The following is a 16,239-nucleotide window of genomic DNA, read 5'->3' as shown; positions in this document are numbered from 1 at the left end:
TCCGCAGCACCCGGGCCGGACGCGCCGCCGCCATGAGCCGGTTGAATGCCAGACCCACCACGTGGCCCAGCGGGGCCGGCGGCACCGGCGGTAACGGCGGCAACGCCGGGGACGGCGGGCTTGGCGGCGCCGGCGGAACGGCCACGCACGGCACCGCGGGCGCAAATGGTGCCGGCGGAGCCGGCGGCTGGGGCGGCGCCGGTGGGACCGGCGGTGTGGGCCAGGCCGACGACGGCAGCAACAACGCGGGCACCGGCGGCAACGGCGGGGCGGGCGGCACGGGGGGCACCGGCGGCTACGCCGGCACCGGCGGCATCGGCGGCCTAGGCGGCAACGCGGGCGTCGGCGGCAACGGCGGCAACGGCGGCGCCGGCGGTATCACCGCCACCCCCGGTGACACAGCGGGGACGGGCGGCAACGGCGGCGCCGGCGGCCAAGGCGGCACCGGCCGCGTCGGCCCGGCCAGCGGCTTGGGCTCCAGCGGCGGCATCGGCGGCCTGGGCGGGACCGGCGGCGCGGGCGGCAACGCTACCGTTTCCACGGCAACCAACGGCAGCGGCGGCGCCGGCGGCCAAGGCGGCACCGGCGGCACCGGCGGCGCGGGCTACGCCGACGACGGCAGCAACGACGCCGGCACCGGCGGCGTCGGCGGCCTGGGCGGTATCGGCGGCATCGGCGGCCTGTCCGGGGTCGGCGGAACCGGGGGCACCTTCGGCGCCGCGGGCACCGGCGGCACCGGCGGCGCCGGCGGCGCCGGCGGCGCTACCACCACCCTCGGCCACACCGCCGGTACGGGCGGACAGGGCGGACAGGGCAGCGCCGGCGGCGTCGGCAGCTTAGGCGGCTTCCCCGGCGACGGCGTACCCGGCTCCAACGGCGGCACCGGCGGCCAGGGCGGCACTGGCGGCGTCGGCGGCGACGGGGGCTCCGCCGTCGCCGGCGCAATCAACGGCAGCGGCGGTCGGGGCGGCACCGGCGGCATCGGCGGCATCGGCGGCACCGGCTACTTCGACCTCACCGGCGCCGACGACGCCGGCGCTGGCGGCGCCGGCGGAACCGGTGGGACCGGCGGCGCCGGCGGCGCGACCGGAACCGGCGGCATCTTCGGCACCGGCATCGGAGGCGTCGGCGGTAGCGGCGGTCTTGGCGGCAACGGGGGCTTCGGCGGCGTCACCACCGCGCTCACCGGCACCGCCGGAAACGGCGGCGCCGGCGGCGCCGGCGGCACCGGCGGCAGCGGCGGCACCGGGCCCACCGGCGGCAGCGGCGGCGCCGGCACCAGTGGCACCAGTGGCACCGCGGGCACCGGTCCCATCGGCGCCATCGGCATCATCGTTGGTATCGGCACCGTCAGTCTCGGCGGTATCGGCGGCTTCGGCGGCTTCGGCGGATTCGGCGGTCTCGGCGGTCCCTAAGACGACACTGCTGTAATGGCCCGCGCGGCATCGGTGTTGACGACGTACGACGTTGCGCACCTGACGGCGTCTGGAAATCGACCGTTTCACATACCCGCGCTTCCGCACTTCTGATCGCTTCGGCGGCGGTCGCGAACTCCTGCCGCGGACCGAACACCACCTCGGCGGCCACACCATTTCGTCCAGACCAGGTAGTCGGTGCGCAGGTCGACGACGGAATGGACGCGGTCCGCCCGCTGCAGCGCGGATCGAATTGCTCTGCACTGGTTGGCCGTTGCGCCCTCGCCGATCAACAGGCTATGGGTCTCGACGATCAGTCTGGCAGCGATCCCGCCGAGCAGTACGCCGATGCCCGGGGTGCCTATGGCATCCCGCCAGGGACGCACGAGTTGCGGATGAACGCCCACCGGCTGTCAGAACCCTTGAGCCGCTTGGATTGTGTCCAGACGGTCCGCACGCTGTAGTTCTCCAGCAGCGCCGCGATCACCAGGATCGACAATCGAAACCCCCGCCGTGCACGAAGACGAAGGGTGCCACCACCACCGCAACGAATTGATCCCGCAACTGTGGAGCGGCGCACGAATATCCTTCGCCGGTCGCTACTTTCAGACGAATTCCTTGAAGCTCTACGACGTCCCGGGCGCTGCGCCGCCGATCTTCGTGGCCGCCAGCGGCCCCAAGAGCGCAACACTGGCCGGTCAATACGGCGACGGCTGGATCACGCAGGCCCGCGATGTCACCAATGCGAAGTTGTTGGCCGCGTTCGGCGCCGGGGCGCGGGCCGCCGGGCGCGATGCCGCCAACCTGGGCAAGCGGGCGGAGCTGTTCGCCGTGGTCGGGGACCACGACCAGGCCACCCTTGCCGCCACCCTGTGGCGCTTCACCGCCGGGGCCGTCGATCAACCCAACGCCGAAACTGCGCTAAGTCAAGGCCTTCCCTACGTGCGGCTGGATGTAGACCACCCGCACGGAGGGCACCGTTTCACGTACCCGCGCCTCGGCCTCCCCGATGACAGCGGCGGCGACGGCGAACTCCGGCTGCGGACCCAGGAGCACTTTGGCGGCCACCACCAGTTCATCCGGCCCCAGGTACTCGGTGCGCAGGTCGACGACGGAGTGGACATGGTCCGCCCGCTGCAGTGCGGATCGAATCGCCTTGCATTGATTGGCCGTTGCGCCCTCGCCGATCAACAGGCTATGGGTCTCGACGATCAGTATGGCAGCGATCCCACCGAGCAGCACGCCGATGCCCAGGGTGCCGATGGCATCCCACAAGGGGTCCCCCGTAACGGCGGTCAGCGTGACGCCCGAGAACGCCAAACCCAGACCGACCAGCGCGGCGCTGTCCTCCATAAGCACGACCGGCGGCTCGGGGACGCGCGAGTTGCGGATGAACGCCCACCAGCTGTCAGAACCCTTGAGCCGCTTGGATTGTGTCCAGACGGTCCGCAGGCTGTAGCCCTCCAGCAGCGCCGCGATCACCAGGATCGCAATCGCAACCCCCGGTGCCGTCAGCGCCTCGGGATGGATGATCTTGCGATACCCCTCGTACAGCGCAACGACGGCGCCGAGCACGAAGACGAGCAGCGCCACCACGAACGAATAGAAGTACCTGCTGCGCCCATAGCCAAACTGATGCAGGGCATCCGGGCTCCTGAGGGCCCGGCGCTTACCGACCATCAGCAGTAGCTCGTTGACGCTGTCGGCGAGCGAATGCACCGATTCGGCGAGCATCGCCGAACTGCCGGTGATCAGAAAGCCGAAAAATTTGGCCACTGCGATCGCGACGTTGGCCCCGAACGCCACCAAGACAGACCTGGTTGTACCGTCAGCCGCCACCGATGTAGAGCTACCCGCGATCTGAATGGGCAAACACCGGTGGACTCCGTTTCGGCGCCACTATCCCGGGTATTCGCAGGCCACTTCGAGTGACAAGCCCGAATGGAAGGCAACAGCATGGACGCGATCACTTTTCTTCGCCAGGACCACCAAAGTGTGCTCGGCCTGCTGGAGACCCTCGACGGGGCACCGTCGGGAGCGGGCGCCCAGAGCAGTGGGTTGGAGACCATGGTGAACAACCTGATCATCGCCGAGTCGCAGCACGAAGCGATCGAGGAGCAGTTCTTCTGGCCCGCGGTGCGCAACGCGATCGGAGATTCGCTCGCCGACAAGGCGATCGAGCAGGAGCAGGCCGGAAAGAAGCTGCTGCAGCGGCTGGAGGACGGCAAGCCGGGAGATTCCGACTACCACGAGGCGCTACAAGAGTTCGTGAAGGCGGGCCGCGAGCACATTGCCTACGAGCAAGAGGTGGTGTGGCCGCAGGTCGAGGTGGCGATCAGCCGAGAGGACCTGGAGAAGATCGGCGAAAAGCTGGAAACCGCAAAGAAGATGGCGCCCACCCGGCCGCATCCGCACACCCCGCCCGACCCGACGGTGCTGAAGACGGTGGGGATGGGGGCCGCGGTTGCCGACCACGTCCGCGACGCGGTCACCGGTCGCAGTGAGGACAATCCACCGGACCCGCAGGTGCACTGAGGGCCGAAAGCTGAGGGGCGGGCGTCGACTGGTCGACGCCCGCCCCTCAGCATCGGATCAACTTGTGGGAGTTCGCTGTTCGTGGGTGAATGGCTTCTCGGCGTTGATCGCGGGTGAACCCGACGGGTTCTGCTCGGCACCCTTGTTCTGGCGAGCGGTGCCGCCCAGCCACTGCTGCTCCGGCTTCGCCACGTACTCCCATTCCATGCCTTTGGGCCACGGGCCCTGTCCCTGGTTCCAGGGTCCGCGAATCGACTCGCCGCCGCCGTCGGACATGTTGAACGCCACGTTTTGGAAGCGGGGGTCCGCCGGCAGCTGCCCCGGTGGGAAGTTCACCGGGAGTTCGTTGAGCGCGGCGGTGAACTGCTGGTAGTGGGTGACTTCACGGGTCATCAGGAATGACAAGGTGTCCTGCACACCGGGGTCGTCGGTGAACTGCTTGAGGTACTCGTAGACGATCTTGGCCCGGGATTCGGCGGCCAGGTTGCTGCGCAGGTCCACCGTCGGATCGCCATTGGCATTGACGTAGGACCCCATCCACGGCACGCCCTGCGAGTTGCTCACGTCCGGCGTGCCCCCGTTCAGGGCGAAATACAGCGGGTTGACCGCGACTTGATGAATGATCTGCTCGCGACCGTCGTTGCTGGCCACCGCGGGCATCCAGTCGCATTTCTCGTTGGCGATCTTCAAGTTGTCGTTGAGCCCGTCGAGCAACATCGTGATCATGGAACCGACCATTTCGAGGTGGCTGAGTTCCTCTGTGGCGATGTCCATGAACAGGTCATACATCTTGGGATTCTTGCCCCGCAGGGCGAACGCCTGGGTGAAGTACTGCATGGCGGCCTTGAGCTCGCCGTTGGCGCCGCCGAACTGCTCCTGCAGGAGCGTGGCAAAGCGCGGATCCGGCCGGTCAACCCGGACCTCGAATTGAAGATCTTTGTTGTGCACGAACATTGGGCCTCCCCGGCGGTTTTGCGATATTCCTGGTCGACGGCGGGTACCCGTCGGCTATGTGGTGAAACGCTGGCCGCAGCGAATTTTCGGACCCGACGATTTTTGCCGCGACATCGATCCGTGTCTAGATTGGGCGGGGTCAAAGCCGAGACAAATCAAACAGAATTTGGACTCATGGATCTTTCAAATCCGAACTTCACGCACGAACTGGCCGAGCGGATGGCGCAGCTTTCCCGCGAGATGGCCGCGCCCCGCCCGCTCGAGCAGGTCCTCGCCGATGTGACCGCCGCGGCGGTGCAGGTCGTCCCAGGGGCGGACGTCGCCGGTGTGCTGCTGGTGAAAAAGGGCGGGGAGTTCCGGTCTTTGGCGGACACCGACGGCTTGGTCGCGAAGCTCGACAAGTTGCAGCACGAATTCGGTGAGGGTCCATGCGCCGACGCCGCCCTCAAACAGACGGTGGTGCGGACGGACGATCTTCGCAACGAACCGCGCTGGCCCCGATACGCGCCGGCGGCCGTGCAGCACGGCGTCCTGAGCAGCCTGTCGTTCAAGCTGTACACCGCGGACCGCACCGCCGGTGCCCTGAACCTGTTCAGTTTCAAGACCGGCGCGTGGGACACCGAGGCCGAGACCATCGGGTCGGTGTTCGCCGCGCATGCCGCCGCGGCCATCATGGCCGGGCGGCACGGCGAGCAGATGGAGTCGGCGCTGTCGAGCAGGGACCGAATCGGTCAGGCCAAGGGCATCATCATGGAACGTTACGGCGTGGACGACTTGCGCGCCTTCGAGATGCTGCGGGCGCTGTCGCAGGAGGGGCAGGCGAAGCTCGTCGACATCGCCGAACGCGTCATCGAGACCCGCGGCAACCGCTGACCGTCGGCCGCCGCCCTCTACGATGAGGTGGCGTTATCAGCGAGTCCGGTGCGGCGCTGCGCCGGGGAACGGTTGGCCACGGTGTGGGACTTCGAAACGGACCCGGAATACCAGGCGAAGCTGGACTGGGTCGAAAAATTCATGACCGACGAACTCGAGCCGCTCGATCTCGTCGCCCTCGACCCGTATGACAAGAAGAACGCCGAGATGATGGCCATCCTGCGGCCGTTGCAGCAGCAGGTGAAGGACCAGGGGCTATGGGCCGCGCACCTGCGGCCCGACCTCGGCGGCCAGGGCTTCGGTCAGGTCAAGCTCGCACTGCTCAACGAGATCCTCGGGCGCTCCCGCTGGGCGCCGTCGGTCTTCGGCTGCCAGGCCCCGGACTCCGGCAACGCCGAGATCCTCGCGCTGTTCGGCACCGACGAGCAAAAGGCGCGCTACCTGCAACCCCTGCTCGACGGCGAGATCACCTCGTGCTATTCGATGACCGAACCGCAGGGAGGTTCGGACCCCGGGCAGTTCGTCACCGCTGCCACCCGCGACGGTGACTACTGGGTGATCAACGGGGAGAAGTGGTTTTCCACGAACGCCAAGCACGCTTCGTTCTTCATCGTCATGGCCGTCACCAACCCCGAGTCGCGCACCTACGACAAGATGTCACTGTTCATCGTTCCCGCCGAGACCCCGGGCATCGAGATCGTGCGCAACGTGGGCGTGGGCGCCGAGTCCAGCAAGCGCGCCAGCCACGGCTACGTCCGCTATACCGACGTCCGCGTGCCCGCCGACCACGTGCTGGGCGGCGAGGGCCAGGCTTTCATGATCGCTCAGACCCGGCTCGGGGGTGGCCGCATCCACCACGCGATGCGCACGATCGCGTTGGCGCGCAGCGCTTTTGACATGATGTGTGAGCGCGCGGTATCGCGGAAGACCAGGCATGGTCGGCTGTCCGATTTCCAGATGACCCAGGAGAAGGTCGCCGACAGCTGGATCCAGATCGAGCAGTTCCGGCTGCTGGTGCTGCGCACCGCGTGGTTGATCGACAAGCACCACGACTACCAGAAGGTGCGCCGCGACATCGCGGCGGTGAAGGTCGCGATGCCCCAGGTGCTGCACGACGTCGTGCAGCGGGCCATGCACCTGCACGGCGCGCTCGGCGTCTCCGACGAGATGCCGTTCGTCAAGATGATGGTCGCCGCCGAATCGCTGGGCATCGCGGACGGCGCCACCGAGCTGCACAAGATGACGGTGGCGCGCCGCACCTTGCGCGAATACCAGCCCGTGGCAACGCCTTTCCCGTCTCAGCACATTCCGACGCGGCGCGCCGAAGCCCAGGCCCGCCTCGCCGAGCGCCTCGAGCACTCGATCGCCGAGTTCTGACCGCGAGCCGGGGGCGCCCAAACCTGCTCGCGCTTTCAGGAGATGTAGCGGACGATGCTTTCGGCCACGCACGCCGGCTTGGCGCCACCCTCGATCTCGACGGTGGTCGACACGGTCGCCTGCACGGCGCCGTCGCCGAGGTCATCGACGCTGACGAGGGTGCTTTGCGCGCGCACCCGGGAGCCGACCGGCACCGGCGCGGGGAAGCGAACCTTGTTGAGGCCGTAATTGATTGCCAGCTTGATGCCCTTGACGGTGTACATCTCGTGCTGCAACCGCGGCAGCAGCGCCAGGGTCATGAAACCGTGGGCGATGGTCGTGCCGAACGGACCGGCCGCGGCCCGTTCCGTGTCGACGTGGATCCATTGGTGGTCGCCCGTCGCGTCGGCGAACAGGTTGACGTCTTCCTGGCTGATGGTGACCCAGTCGCTCTGCCCGATCGTTTCGCCCGCCGCGGCGGCCAGGTCGGATACTGATTCGAAGGTGCGCATTGGTCCTCCTCGGGACGCTGACGGATGCCCGCTTGCACCCTATCGGAGCCGGATCGTGCCGGTTTCGAGCGCCGCTGCGTGGGAAACCTGAATCCCATGCCGGAAAACAAGGGCCACAGGGCCGAGGAAGATGTAGAACCCGAAGTGCACGAGGCCCGATCGCGCGCCGCCGAGGGCGAGGACGGCTCGTACGTGGGCGCGGCCGGCTCGGACGACTCCTTCGACGCCGGCGAGACGGGCGCCGAGGCCCGCAGTCAGGCCGGCGAGCGGTAGCGCAAGATGACGGGGTGAGGCTGCTGCTGATCGCCGACACCCACGTCCCCCGGCGGGCCCGCGACCTGCCCGCGCGGGTATGGGAAGAAGTCGCAGACGCCGATGTCGTCGTGCACGCCGGCGACTGGGTCTCGCCCGAGTTGCTCGACGCGCTCCGGGCCCGATCCGCGCGGCTGATCGCATGCTGGGGCAACAACGACGGGCCGGCATTGCGGGCGCGGCTGCCCGAACGGGCCGACGCGACGCTGGACGGCGTGCGCCTGACCGTCGTCCACGAGACGGGCGCGGCAACCGGCCGGGATGCGCGAATGTCGCGGCTGTACCCGGACAGTGACGTGCTGGTGTTCGGCCACAGCCACATCCCATGGGACACCACGACGGCAACGGGCCTGCGTCTGCTCAATCCGGGTTCGCCGACGGATCGTCGCCGGCAACCGCATTGCAGCTATATGACCGCGCAGGTCGAAAACGGGCAGCTGGCAGACGTCGCCCTGCACTTCCTCGACAAGTAGCTGGGAGCTAGCCCCCACACAGCCTGCACACATATTTAGCTCGTAAACAGAGGTATATGGCTGCGGTGCAGGCCGGCGCGGATCTGGTTACCGAGGTGTTCGGCGTCGTCGGCCGGTTTCGCCGGCAACTTCGCCGGTCGGCCGGTCGCGGGCTGGATTCCGCCCGCCTGTCCGAGGCGCAGGCGGAGCTGCTGTGGCTCGTCGGCCGGCGACCGGGGATCTCGGTCAGCGTCGCCGCCGCGGACCTCGGCCTGGTGCCCAACACCGCGTCCACCCTGGTTTCCAAGCTCGTCGGCAACGGCCTGCTGATCCGGACCGTCGGCGAGACGGACCGCCGCGTCGGCCAGCTGCGGCTCGCCGAGCCCACCCAGCAACTCGTCGACGCGTCTCGGGCCGCGCGGCGGGCGTTGCTGTCAGAGGTGCTCGACGAACTCGATGACGACGAAATCGAGTCCCTGGCAAAGGGATTGGAAGTCCTTGACACGATGACCCGACGACTACAGGAGCGGCGATCATGAGCGAACGGCTGCCGATGGCGATCGACTGCCAACACCTGACCTACCGCTACGGCCAATTCACCGCGGTCGACGACGTGACGCTGCAGGTGCGGCCCGGCGAGACCATGGGCCTGCTGGGCCCCAACGGCGCGGGAAAGACGACGCTGGTCCGCATGCTCACCACCCTGACGCCGGTGCAGCAGGGCGAACTACGCATTTTCGGGATGGACGCCCGCGATCAGACCGCCGACATTCGTAGCAATATCGGCTATGTCCCGCAACAACTTTCGATCGAGCCATCGTTGACGGGGCGGCAGAACGTGGAATGGTTCGCGCGGCTCTACGGGGTGCCGCGGGCGTGCCGGGCCGAACGGGTGGCGCAGGCGCTGGACGCCATGGAGCTGCTCGACGCGGCCGGCCGGCGGGCCGGAGCCTATTCCGGCGGGATGGTGCGCCGACTCGAGGTGGCCCAGGCGCTGGTGAACCGCCCGTCGCTGCTGGTGCTCGACGAACCGACCGTCGGGCTGGACCCGATCGCCCGCGACGGCGTCTGGCGACAGGTGCAGAGCATGCAGGCCCAGTTCGGCATGACCGTGCTGCTCACCACCCATTACATGGAAGAGGCCGACGCACTGTGCGACCGCGTCGCGCTCATGCACCGAGGCAACCTGCGCGCCGTGGGCACGCCCGCCGAGCTGAAATCGCGGGTTTCGCCGGGTGCCACGCTCGAGGATGTGTTCCGCCACTACGCGGCATCCGACCTCGCCGACCAGCCGGCAGCCGCGGTTTCCTTCCGTGAGATCCGTTCCAGCAGAAAGGTTGCCGGCCGTGCCAGTTGACAGCGTCCGCAACGCCCCCGCGGCCACCCTGGTGCGCGCCCCGCGCGGCTGGCAACGGGTCCAGGCAACCCTGGCGCGCATCGGCGCGTTCGCCATCGTCGAGCTGCAGAAACTGCAACACGACCGGACCGAGCTCGTCACCCGCATGGTGCAGCCCGCGCTGTGGCTGCTGATCTTCGGCACGACCTTTTCCAAGCTGCACGTCATCCACACCGGGCCGGTGTCCTATCTCGCCTTCCTGGCGCCGGGTATCATCGCCCAGTCGGCGTTGTTCATCTCGATTTTCTATGGGATACAGATCATTTGGGATCGCGACGCCGGAGTGCTGGCCAAGCTCATGGTGACGCCGGCGCCGGCATCCGCGCTGATCACCGGGAAGGCGTTCGCGGCCGGCGTGCGATCGGTCGCGCAGGTCGTCGGCGTGATGGCGCTGGCCTACCTGATGAACGTCGGCCTGACCGTCAATCCGCTGCGGATCCTGGCGGCCATGGCCGTGGTCATGCTCGGCGCGGGGTTCTTCGCCTGTCTGTCGATGACCCTGGCCGGCCTGGTCCTCAGCCGCGATCGCCTGATGGGCATCGGGCAAGCCATCACCATGCCGTTGTTCTTCGCGTCCAACGCGCTGTACCCGGTCGACGTGATGCCCGCCTGGCTGCACGCGCTGAGCAAGGTCAACCCGCTCAGCTACGAGGTGGACGCGCTGCGGGCGCTGTTGATCGGCACGCCGTTCAATCCGGTCGCCGTCGTGGTGTTGGCGGTGGCGGCGGTGGTTGGAATCGCGTCGGCCGCAACGCTTTTGCGCCGCCTCGTCGCCTAGTTGCCGCAATCGCCAATCGTGACCGGAATGTGACGATTCCGGGCCGAGGCCCAATCGTTAGCCAACCGCGATCTCAGACCGCGGCCACGACAGACGAATTACGCCCTCCCCCTGTGTTTCACTGCGCTGGCGAACGAAATCGCCCGCGTCATGCGGCAGATGAAAAGTTGGGATGGGTAGAGAGCTATGTCGTTCTTCGAAGAGGTGCGGAAGTTGCGTGGCGCAGCAGCGAGTGCGCCGCGCCGGCTGGCTATCGCGGCTGTTGGCGCCGCCCTGTTGTCCGGCCTGGTCGCCACCGGCGGCGGCTCGGCTACCGCGGGGGCGTTCTCGAAGCCCGGTCTGCCGGTGGAATACCTGCAGGTGCCGTCGCCGTCGATGGGCCGCAACATCAAAGTCCAATTTCAGGGGGGCGGACCGCACGCGGTCTACCTGCTCGACGGCCTGCGGGCGCAGGACGATTACAACGGTTGGGACATCAACACCCCGGCCTTCGAGGAGTTTTACCAGTCCGGCCTGTCGGTGATCATGCCGGTCGGCGGCCAGTCCAGCTTCTACAGCAACTGGTACCAGCCGTCGTCGGGCAACGGCCAGAACTACACCTACAAGTGGGAGACGTTCCTGACCCAGGAAATGCCCGCGTGGCTGCAGGCCAACAAGCAGGTGTCGCCGTTCGGCAACGCCGTGGTGGGCCTGTCGATGTCGGGCGGCTCGTCGCTGATCCTGGCGTCGTACTACCCGCAGCAATTCCCCTACGCCGCTTCGCTTTCGGGCTTCCTCAACCCGTCCGAGGGCTGGTGGCCGACCCTGATCGGGCTGGCGATGAACGACGCAGGCGGCTACAACGCCAACAGCATGTGGGGCCCGTCGTCGGACCCGGCGTGGAAGCGCAACGACCCGATGGTGCAGATTCCGCGGCTGGTCGCCAACAACACCCGCATCTGGGTCTACTGCGGTAACGGCACGCCCAGCGATCTCGGCGGCGACAACATGCCGGCGAAGTTCCTGGAGGGCCTGACGCTGCGCACCAACCAGCAGTTCCAGAACAACTACGTGGCCGCGGGCGGTCGCAACGGGACGTTCAACTTCCCGGCGAACGGGACGCACTCGTGGCCGTACTGGAACCAGCAGCTGGTCGCGATGAAGCCCGACATCCTGCAGGTGCTCAACGCGGTCAACGCGACCGCCCAGCCGGCACAACCGGCGGCACCGGCGGCACCGGCGGCACCGGCGGCACCGGCGGCCTAAACCCTCCAAGCCAGCAGCGGCAGTAGCGCACCGGTCAGCGCTGCTGCCGCTGCTTTTTGGCCGACTCGGCTGCCAGCAGCGCGCGGCGGTCCTGGTGGAAGTACGTGTAAGCGGTTGTCAACGCGGACACAGCCGTGGCGACCACCAGCATCCAGGTGCCGTTGACGACCAGGCTGATGCCGCCGCCGACGATGGCCCCCAGGACAAAGCTGGTGAACAGCAGGAAGTAGCCGAGCCAGTCCGCCGCCGTTCCCCCGGCGATGTGGCGCTCGATGCCCTGACCCATCTTGACCAGGGTGCCGGTCACGTAGCTCAACGGCACCGACACCTCGCCATCCTTGACGAACGAGGTGTTCAGCGCGCCAATCGCGAAGGCCACCAACATGATCGGGGCGAAGTCGAGGAGGTTTTCTTCCCATCCCTCGTCGAGGACGTCCACCACGGTGGCGGCCAGCAGGCTGAACGTCGTGAGGACGGTGGGGCCGTGCGGATGCGCGACCCAGAAGTGCCGGCGACACACGGACGCGATCACCACGCCGGCGACGAAGCACACCAGCAGCAGCGCCGCCGTCATCGAGAGCAGCACGTCGCCGCGGAAATAGCCCAGCGCGGCCCGCTGGGCATTCCCCGTCATGAACGTGACGAAGTAACCGGCGGAGTGGGTGAACGCGGTCGCCCCGAGCACGCCGGCCAGCCCGGCCAGCACCCAGGACAGCCTCGCCTCGCTGTTGAATATCCGACTCCCCACGCCGGACATGTTGTCAGAAGCGGCCCGCCCGCGCAGCCGCATCTGGCTACGCGGCGATCAGCCGCGCGATGGAGCGCAACGGGATCGGCAGCCAGCCGGGCCGGTGCCGCGCCTCGTAGCCGGCCTCGTAAACCGCCTTGTCGAGTTCGTAGGCTGCCAGCAGCTGCGCCGAATCCCGCGGGTCGACCCCCGACACGGCCGCGTAGCCGTCGCAAAACGCGGCGCAGTTGCGCTCGATCCATTCCCGGGCTCGCGCGGCGAGCTGCTTGTCGCCGCCCTGATCGAGCAGCGGCCCGTAGGCGGCGTACTCGAAGGAGCGCAAGACGCCGGCGACGTCGCGCAACGGCGAGTCCGGCGCCCGCCGCTCGTCGAGCGGCTGCCCCGGCTCCCCTTCGAAGTCGATCAGCAGCCAGCTCTCCGGCGTCCTCAGCACCTGCCCCAGGTGCAGGTCGCCGTGCACGCGCTGCACGGTGACCGTCTCGTCGGCGAGCTTGCCGAATCGCTCTTCGATCGTTGCCGCGTACTCCTCGAGTTCTGGAACCTTCGCGACGGTCGACGCCAGCCGTGCCAGCACCGTGTCCACCGGGAAGCTGGCCTCGGCCGTGCCCAGGCACTCGGCCAGCGTGGCGTGCACGGAGGCCACGGCTTCGCCCAGCCGGTTGGACTCGGCGGCGAAGTCGCCACCGACTTCGTGGGCATACAGATCGCCCTCGGCGAACAGGTCCCGGATGCTGGCACTGGCCATCGCCCAGCCTTCGGCGGCATTCGACGCGAACTCGGTCACCATGCCCAGGGGCCAGGCGTCATCCTCCTGGCCGGCCATCTCGTAGGTGCCGAGCAACCGGGCCACGTGCGGGTTGCCCGCGCGGGCGAGCACCCGGTTCAGTTCGATGTCGGGGTTGATGCCGCTGCTGACGCGACGGAACACCTTGAAGATGGCGCGCCGATCGAAGATGACGCTGGTATTGCTCTGCTCGGCGTCGGAGACGTGCGGCATCGCATCCAGCGGCAGCTCGACGCCGGGCTCCTTGGCGAATGTCACCTCGGTGCCGGACGCGCCGCGGCCGGCCGAGGAGTCGACCAACGACAGCAGGAACCGCGGGGCGTCGACGTCGTAGAGGGCGTCGAAGCCGGTCCGATCGTCCGCCGCGCCGATCGTGGCCACGGTGCTGTACTCCGAGACCGGCGCGGAATCCCACTCGACGATCACCTGGTAGCGCTCCGACGAACCGTCGGCGTAGTCGACGTCGACCAGCACCAGGTCGAGATCGTCCCGCAGCGGGACGACGACGGCGGCCCGGGCGCCCGTCAGCTCCCGGTTGCGTCCGGCGTACCAACGCTGTTGCGGCAGCCAGTCCGACCAGGGCAGCTTGGCGGGGCCCCCAGCAGGGACAGTCATGCGTTCTCCTCACTAGCGGGGGACAACTGGAACCAGTAGAACCCGTGTCCCGGCAGTGTCAGCAGGTAGGGCAGGTGACCAACGCGGGGAAATTCCACGTGCCCGGTGAGTTCCACCGGCGTACTGCCGCTCCAGTGCTGCAGGTTCAGCTCGATCGGCTGGGGGAACCGGGACAGGTTGTTGACGCACAGCACGGTGTCTCCGTCGTCACCGGCTTGGCGCACGAACGCCAGCACGGACGGGTTCGAGCCGCCCAGTTCCTCGAAGTTGCCGATCGCGAAGGCTTTGTGCCGCCCCCGCACCGAGAGCATCATCCGGGTGAAGTTGAGCAGCGACGTCGAGGTGTCGCGCTGGGCCTCCACGTTGACGGACTGGTAGCCGTAGACCGGGTCCTGGCTCGGCGGCAGGTACAGCCGGCCGGGGTTGGCCGTGGAAAACCCGGCATTGCGGTCGGGTGTCCACTGCATCGGGGTGCGCACCCCGTCGCGGTCCCCCAGCCAGATCACGTCGCCCATGCCGATCTCGTCGCCGTAGTAGAGGACCGGCGAGCCCGGCAGCGACAGCAGCAGCGCGGTGAACAGCTCGATCTGATTGCGGTCGTTGTCGAGCAAGGGGGCCAGGCGGCGGCGGATTCCGACGTTGGCCTTCATCCGCGGGTCCTTGGCGTACTCGGCGTACATGTAGTCGCGCTCTTCGTCGCTGACCATTTCCAGCGTCAACTCGTCGTGGTTGCGCAGGAAGATCCCCCACTGGGCCATATCGGGGATGGCGGGCGTCTGCGCGAGAATCTCCGAGATCGGAAACCGCGATTCGCGGCGGACGGCCATGAAGATGCGCGGCATCAGCGGGAAATGGAACGCCATGTGGCACTCGTCGCCACCGGTGCTGGGGTCACCGAAGTACTCGACCACGTCGCCCGGCCACTGGTTGGCCTCGGCCAGCAACACCCGGCCGGGGAACTCGTCGTCGACGACCTTGCGCACCCGCTTGAGGAACGCGTGGGTCTCGGGCAGGTTCTCGCAGTTGGTGCCCTCGCGTTCGAACAGGTACGGCACCGCGTCCAGCCGAAATCCGTCGATCCCGAGCCCGAGCCAGAAGCGAATGACGTCGATCATCGCCTCCTGAACGGACGGGTTGTCGTAGTTCAGGTCGGGCTGGTGGGAAAAGAATCGGTGCCAGTAGAACTGGCGACGGACCGGGTCGAAGGTCCAGTTCGATTCCTCGGTGTCGACGAAGATGATGCGTGCGTCGGTGTACTTCTCGCTGGAGTCGCTCCACACGTAGTAGTCGCCGTACGGCCCGTCGGGATCGTGCCGCGACTCCTGAAACCACGGGTGGGACTCCGAGGTGTGGTTCATCACCAGGTCGGTGATCACCCGGATCCCCCGCTCGTGGGCGGCGTCGAGCAGGGCGACGAAGTCCTCGACGGTCCCGAATTCGGGCAGCACCTTGTAGAAGTCCCGGATGTCGTAGCCGCCGTCGCGCAGCGGCGAGTCATAGAACGGGGGCAGCCAGATGCAGTCGATGCCGAGCCACTGCAGGTAGTCCAGCCGGTCCAGCAGGCCGCGCAGGTCGCCCTGCCCGTCGGCGTTCGCGTCGCTGAACGCCCGGACCAGGACCTCGTAGAAAACCGCGTGCTTGAACCACGTGGGATCCGCGGGCAGCGCCGCGGCGTTCTCGAAATCCTCGGCATCCGGATGCTCGACCACGCCGTCCGCGACGTGGCTTCCCGCGGCTGGATCGTGCTCGACAGCTTCTCGTGCGTCGTTCATCAATTCCACGATGCCACGTGTACCCGACGCGGCACATCGGGAATCACCGCCGCTATCAGGGGACAAATTGCGCTGTGCCGCAAGCGGATTGGATGGGAGGCGGGCATTATCCGCGCGGATATCAGGCCGGCGGCCCGTCGGCCAGCGTCACCGGTCCGCTGCGGTCGCCGCCGGCCTTGGCGCGCCACTGCAGCATGACGGTGTCGCCGGGGTGGTGCGGGACCAGCACATCCGTCATCGAGGTTGCCCCCGTGATGGGCGTGTTGTCGACCGCGGTGATGACGTCGCCGGCCGAGACTCCTGCCGCCGCCGCGGGACCGCTGCCGACCACGCGTTCGACCCGGGCGCCGTTGCCGCCGTTGTCCGTGACGCCCAGGCCGAGGAACGCCGTCGGGCCGATGTGCACCGTGTTCGACGCGGCGCCGGACCGGATCTGCCCGGCGACCCCCATCGCGGTACCGATCGGGATGGCGAAGCCCTGGCCGCCGGACA

General features: G+C 68.1%; 16 protein-coding genes and 2 pseudogenes. 11 read left to right on the top strand and 7 right to left on the bottom strand.

The window, feature by feature from the left end; genetic code table 11:
* A pseudogene (locus A5673_RS29355) lies at positions 1 to 1,415 on the top strand (PE family protein); the annotation flags it as partial.
* Between the two features lie 552 nt (positions 1,416 to 1,967).
* Positions 1,968 to 2,324, top strand: a pseudogene (locus A5673_RS28760) (LLM class flavin-dependent oxidoreductase); the annotation flags it as partial.
* Between the two features lie 12 nt (positions 2,325 to 2,336).
* Here A5673_RS28760 and A5673_RS25845 read toward each other — a convergent pair.
* On the bottom strand, positions 2,337 to 3,254 hold the full coding sequence (locus A5673_RS25845; protein ID WP_068239152.1) for a cation diffusion facilitator family transporter: 918 nt from the start codon (positions 3,252 to 3,254) through the stop codon (positions 2,337 to 2,339).
* Positions 3,255 to 3,371: 117 nt separating this feature from the next.
* On the opposite strand from A5673_RS25845, the gene A5673_RS25840 reads away from it, so the two are divergent.
* A complete protein-coding gene (locus A5673_RS25840; RefSeq protein ID WP_068239160.1) occupies positions 3,372 to 3,950 on the top strand; it encodes a hemerythrin domain-containing protein in 579 nt (192 codons plus the stop codon).
* Between the two features lie 57 nt (positions 3,951 to 4,007).
* Here A5673_RS25840 and A5673_RS25835 read toward each other — a convergent pair whose 3' ends face one another.
* Complete coding sequence (locus tag A5673_RS25835) at positions 4,008 to 4,904, bottom strand: manganese catalase family protein (RefSeq protein ID WP_068239150.1); 897 nt, start codon at positions 4,902 to 4,904, stop codon at positions 4,008 to 4,010.
* Positions 4,905 to 5,078: 174 nt separating this feature from the next.
* Here A5673_RS25835 and A5673_RS25830 point away from each other — a divergent pair, with 174 nt between their 5' ends.
* Positions 5,079 to 5,777, top strand: a complete 699-nt coding sequence (locus A5673_RS25830; RefSeq protein WP_068239148.1) for a GAF and ANTAR domain-containing protein — start codon at positions 5,079 to 5,081, stop codon at positions 5,775 to 5,777.
* An 81-nt stretch (positions 5,778 to 5,858) separates the two neighbouring features.
* A complete protein-coding gene (locus A5673_RS25825; RefSeq protein ID WP_066917361.1) occupies positions 5,859 to 7,154 on the top strand; it encodes an acyl-CoA dehydrogenase family protein in 1,296 nt (431 codons plus the stop codon).
* A 35-nt stretch (positions 7,155 to 7,189) separates the two neighbouring features.
* Here A5673_RS25825 and A5673_RS25820 read toward each other — a convergent pair whose 3' ends face one another.
* A complete protein-coding gene (locus A5673_RS25820) occupies positions 7,190 to 7,645 on the bottom strand; it encodes a MaoC family dehydratase (protein ID WP_068239144.1) in 456 nt (151 codons plus the stop codon).
* 96 nt (positions 7,646 to 7,741) lie between these two features.
* Between A5673_RS25820 and A5673_RS29750 the strand changes: the two genes are divergently transcribed.
* From A5673_RS29750 to ag85C, 6 genes are all read left to right on the top strand, one after another.
* The gene (locus A5673_RS29750) at positions 7,742 to 7,918 is read left to right on the top strand and encodes a hypothetical protein (RefSeq protein WP_197518473.1); all 177 of its coding nucleotides are present in this window, start codon (positions 7,742 to 7,744) and stop codon (positions 7,916 to 7,918) included.
* Positions 7,919 to 7,932: 14 nt separating this feature from the next.
* Positions 7,933 to 8,430 (top strand): metallophosphoesterase, encoded by a 498-nt coding sequence (locus A5673_RS25815; protein WP_068239141.1) that lies wholly within the window; start codon positions 7,933 to 7,935, stop codon positions 8,428 to 8,430.
* Positions 8,431 to 8,486: 56 nt separating this feature from the next.
* Positions 8,487 to 8,948: a MarR family winged helix-turn-helix transcriptional regulator gene (locus A5673_RS25810; RefSeq protein WP_068239134.1), complete on the top strand. Its 462-nt coding sequence runs from the start codon at positions 8,487 to 8,489 to the stop codon at positions 8,946 to 8,948.
* Positions 8,945 to 9,766 (top strand): ATP-binding cassette domain-containing protein, encoded by an 822-nt coding sequence (locus tag A5673_RS25805; RefSeq protein ID WP_068239131.1) that lies wholly within the window; start codon positions 8,945 to 8,947, stop codon positions 9,764 to 9,766. The genes A5673_RS25810 and A5673_RS25805 overlap by 4 nt, the downstream gene beginning before the upstream one ends.
* Positions 9,756 to 10,583: an ABC transporter permease gene (locus A5673_RS25800; protein WP_068239158.1), complete on the top strand. Its 828-nt coding sequence runs from the start codon at positions 9,756 to 9,758 to the stop codon at positions 10,581 to 10,583. Before A5673_RS25805 ends, A5673_RS25800 begins: the two co-directional genes overlap by 11 nt.
* Positions 10,584 to 10,769: 186 nt before the next feature.
* Positions 10,770 to 11,828, top strand: coding sequence for a diacylglycerol acyltransferase/mycolyltransferase Ag85C (ag85C, locus tag A5673_RS25795; RefSeq protein WP_068239128.1), 1,059 nt, complete (start codon positions 10,770 to 10,772; stop codon positions 11,826 to 11,828).
* 34 nt (positions 11,829 to 11,862) lie between these two features.
* On the opposite strand, the gene A5673_RS25790 is transcribed toward ag85C, so the two are convergent.
* From A5673_RS25790 to A5673_RS25775, 4 genes are all read right to left on the bottom strand, one after another.
* Positions 11,863 to 12,585 carry a YoaK family protein gene (locus tag A5673_RS25790; RefSeq protein ID WP_369806529.1) on the bottom strand — a complete coding sequence of 241 codons (723 nt, stop codon included), beginning with the start codon at positions 12,583 to 12,585 and terminating at the stop codon, positions 11,863 to 11,865.
* Positions 12,586 to 12,622: 37 nt separating this feature from the next.
* Positions 12,623 to 13,975, bottom strand: a complete 1,353-nt coding sequence (locus A5673_RS25785) for a phosphotransferase (RefSeq protein ID WP_068239122.1) — start codon at positions 13,973 to 13,975, stop codon at positions 12,623 to 12,625.
* Positions 13,972 to 15,747, bottom strand: coding sequence for a maltose alpha-D-glucosyltransferase (gene treS / locus A5673_RS25780; protein WP_068239119.1), 1,776 nt, complete (start codon positions 15,745 to 15,747; stop codon positions 13,972 to 13,974). The genes A5673_RS25785 and treS overlap by 4 nt, the downstream gene beginning before the upstream one ends.
* A gap of 121 nt (positions 15,748 to 15,868) precedes the next feature.
* Positions 15,869 to 16,239, bottom strand: a 371-nt coding sequence (locus A5673_RS25775) for a PDZ domain-containing protein (protein WP_156748640.1), incomplete at its 5' end; no start/stop codon positions are given.

Origin of the sequence: Mycobacterium sp. E3198 (genome assembly GCF_001667015.1) — a bacterium.
Taxonomy (GTDB): Bacteria; Actinomycetota; Actinomycetes; order Mycobacteriales; family Mycobacteriaceae; genus Mycobacterium.
Note: the sequence above shows the minus strand (reverse complement) of the source record. Positions and strands in the feature narration are given on the sequence as shown.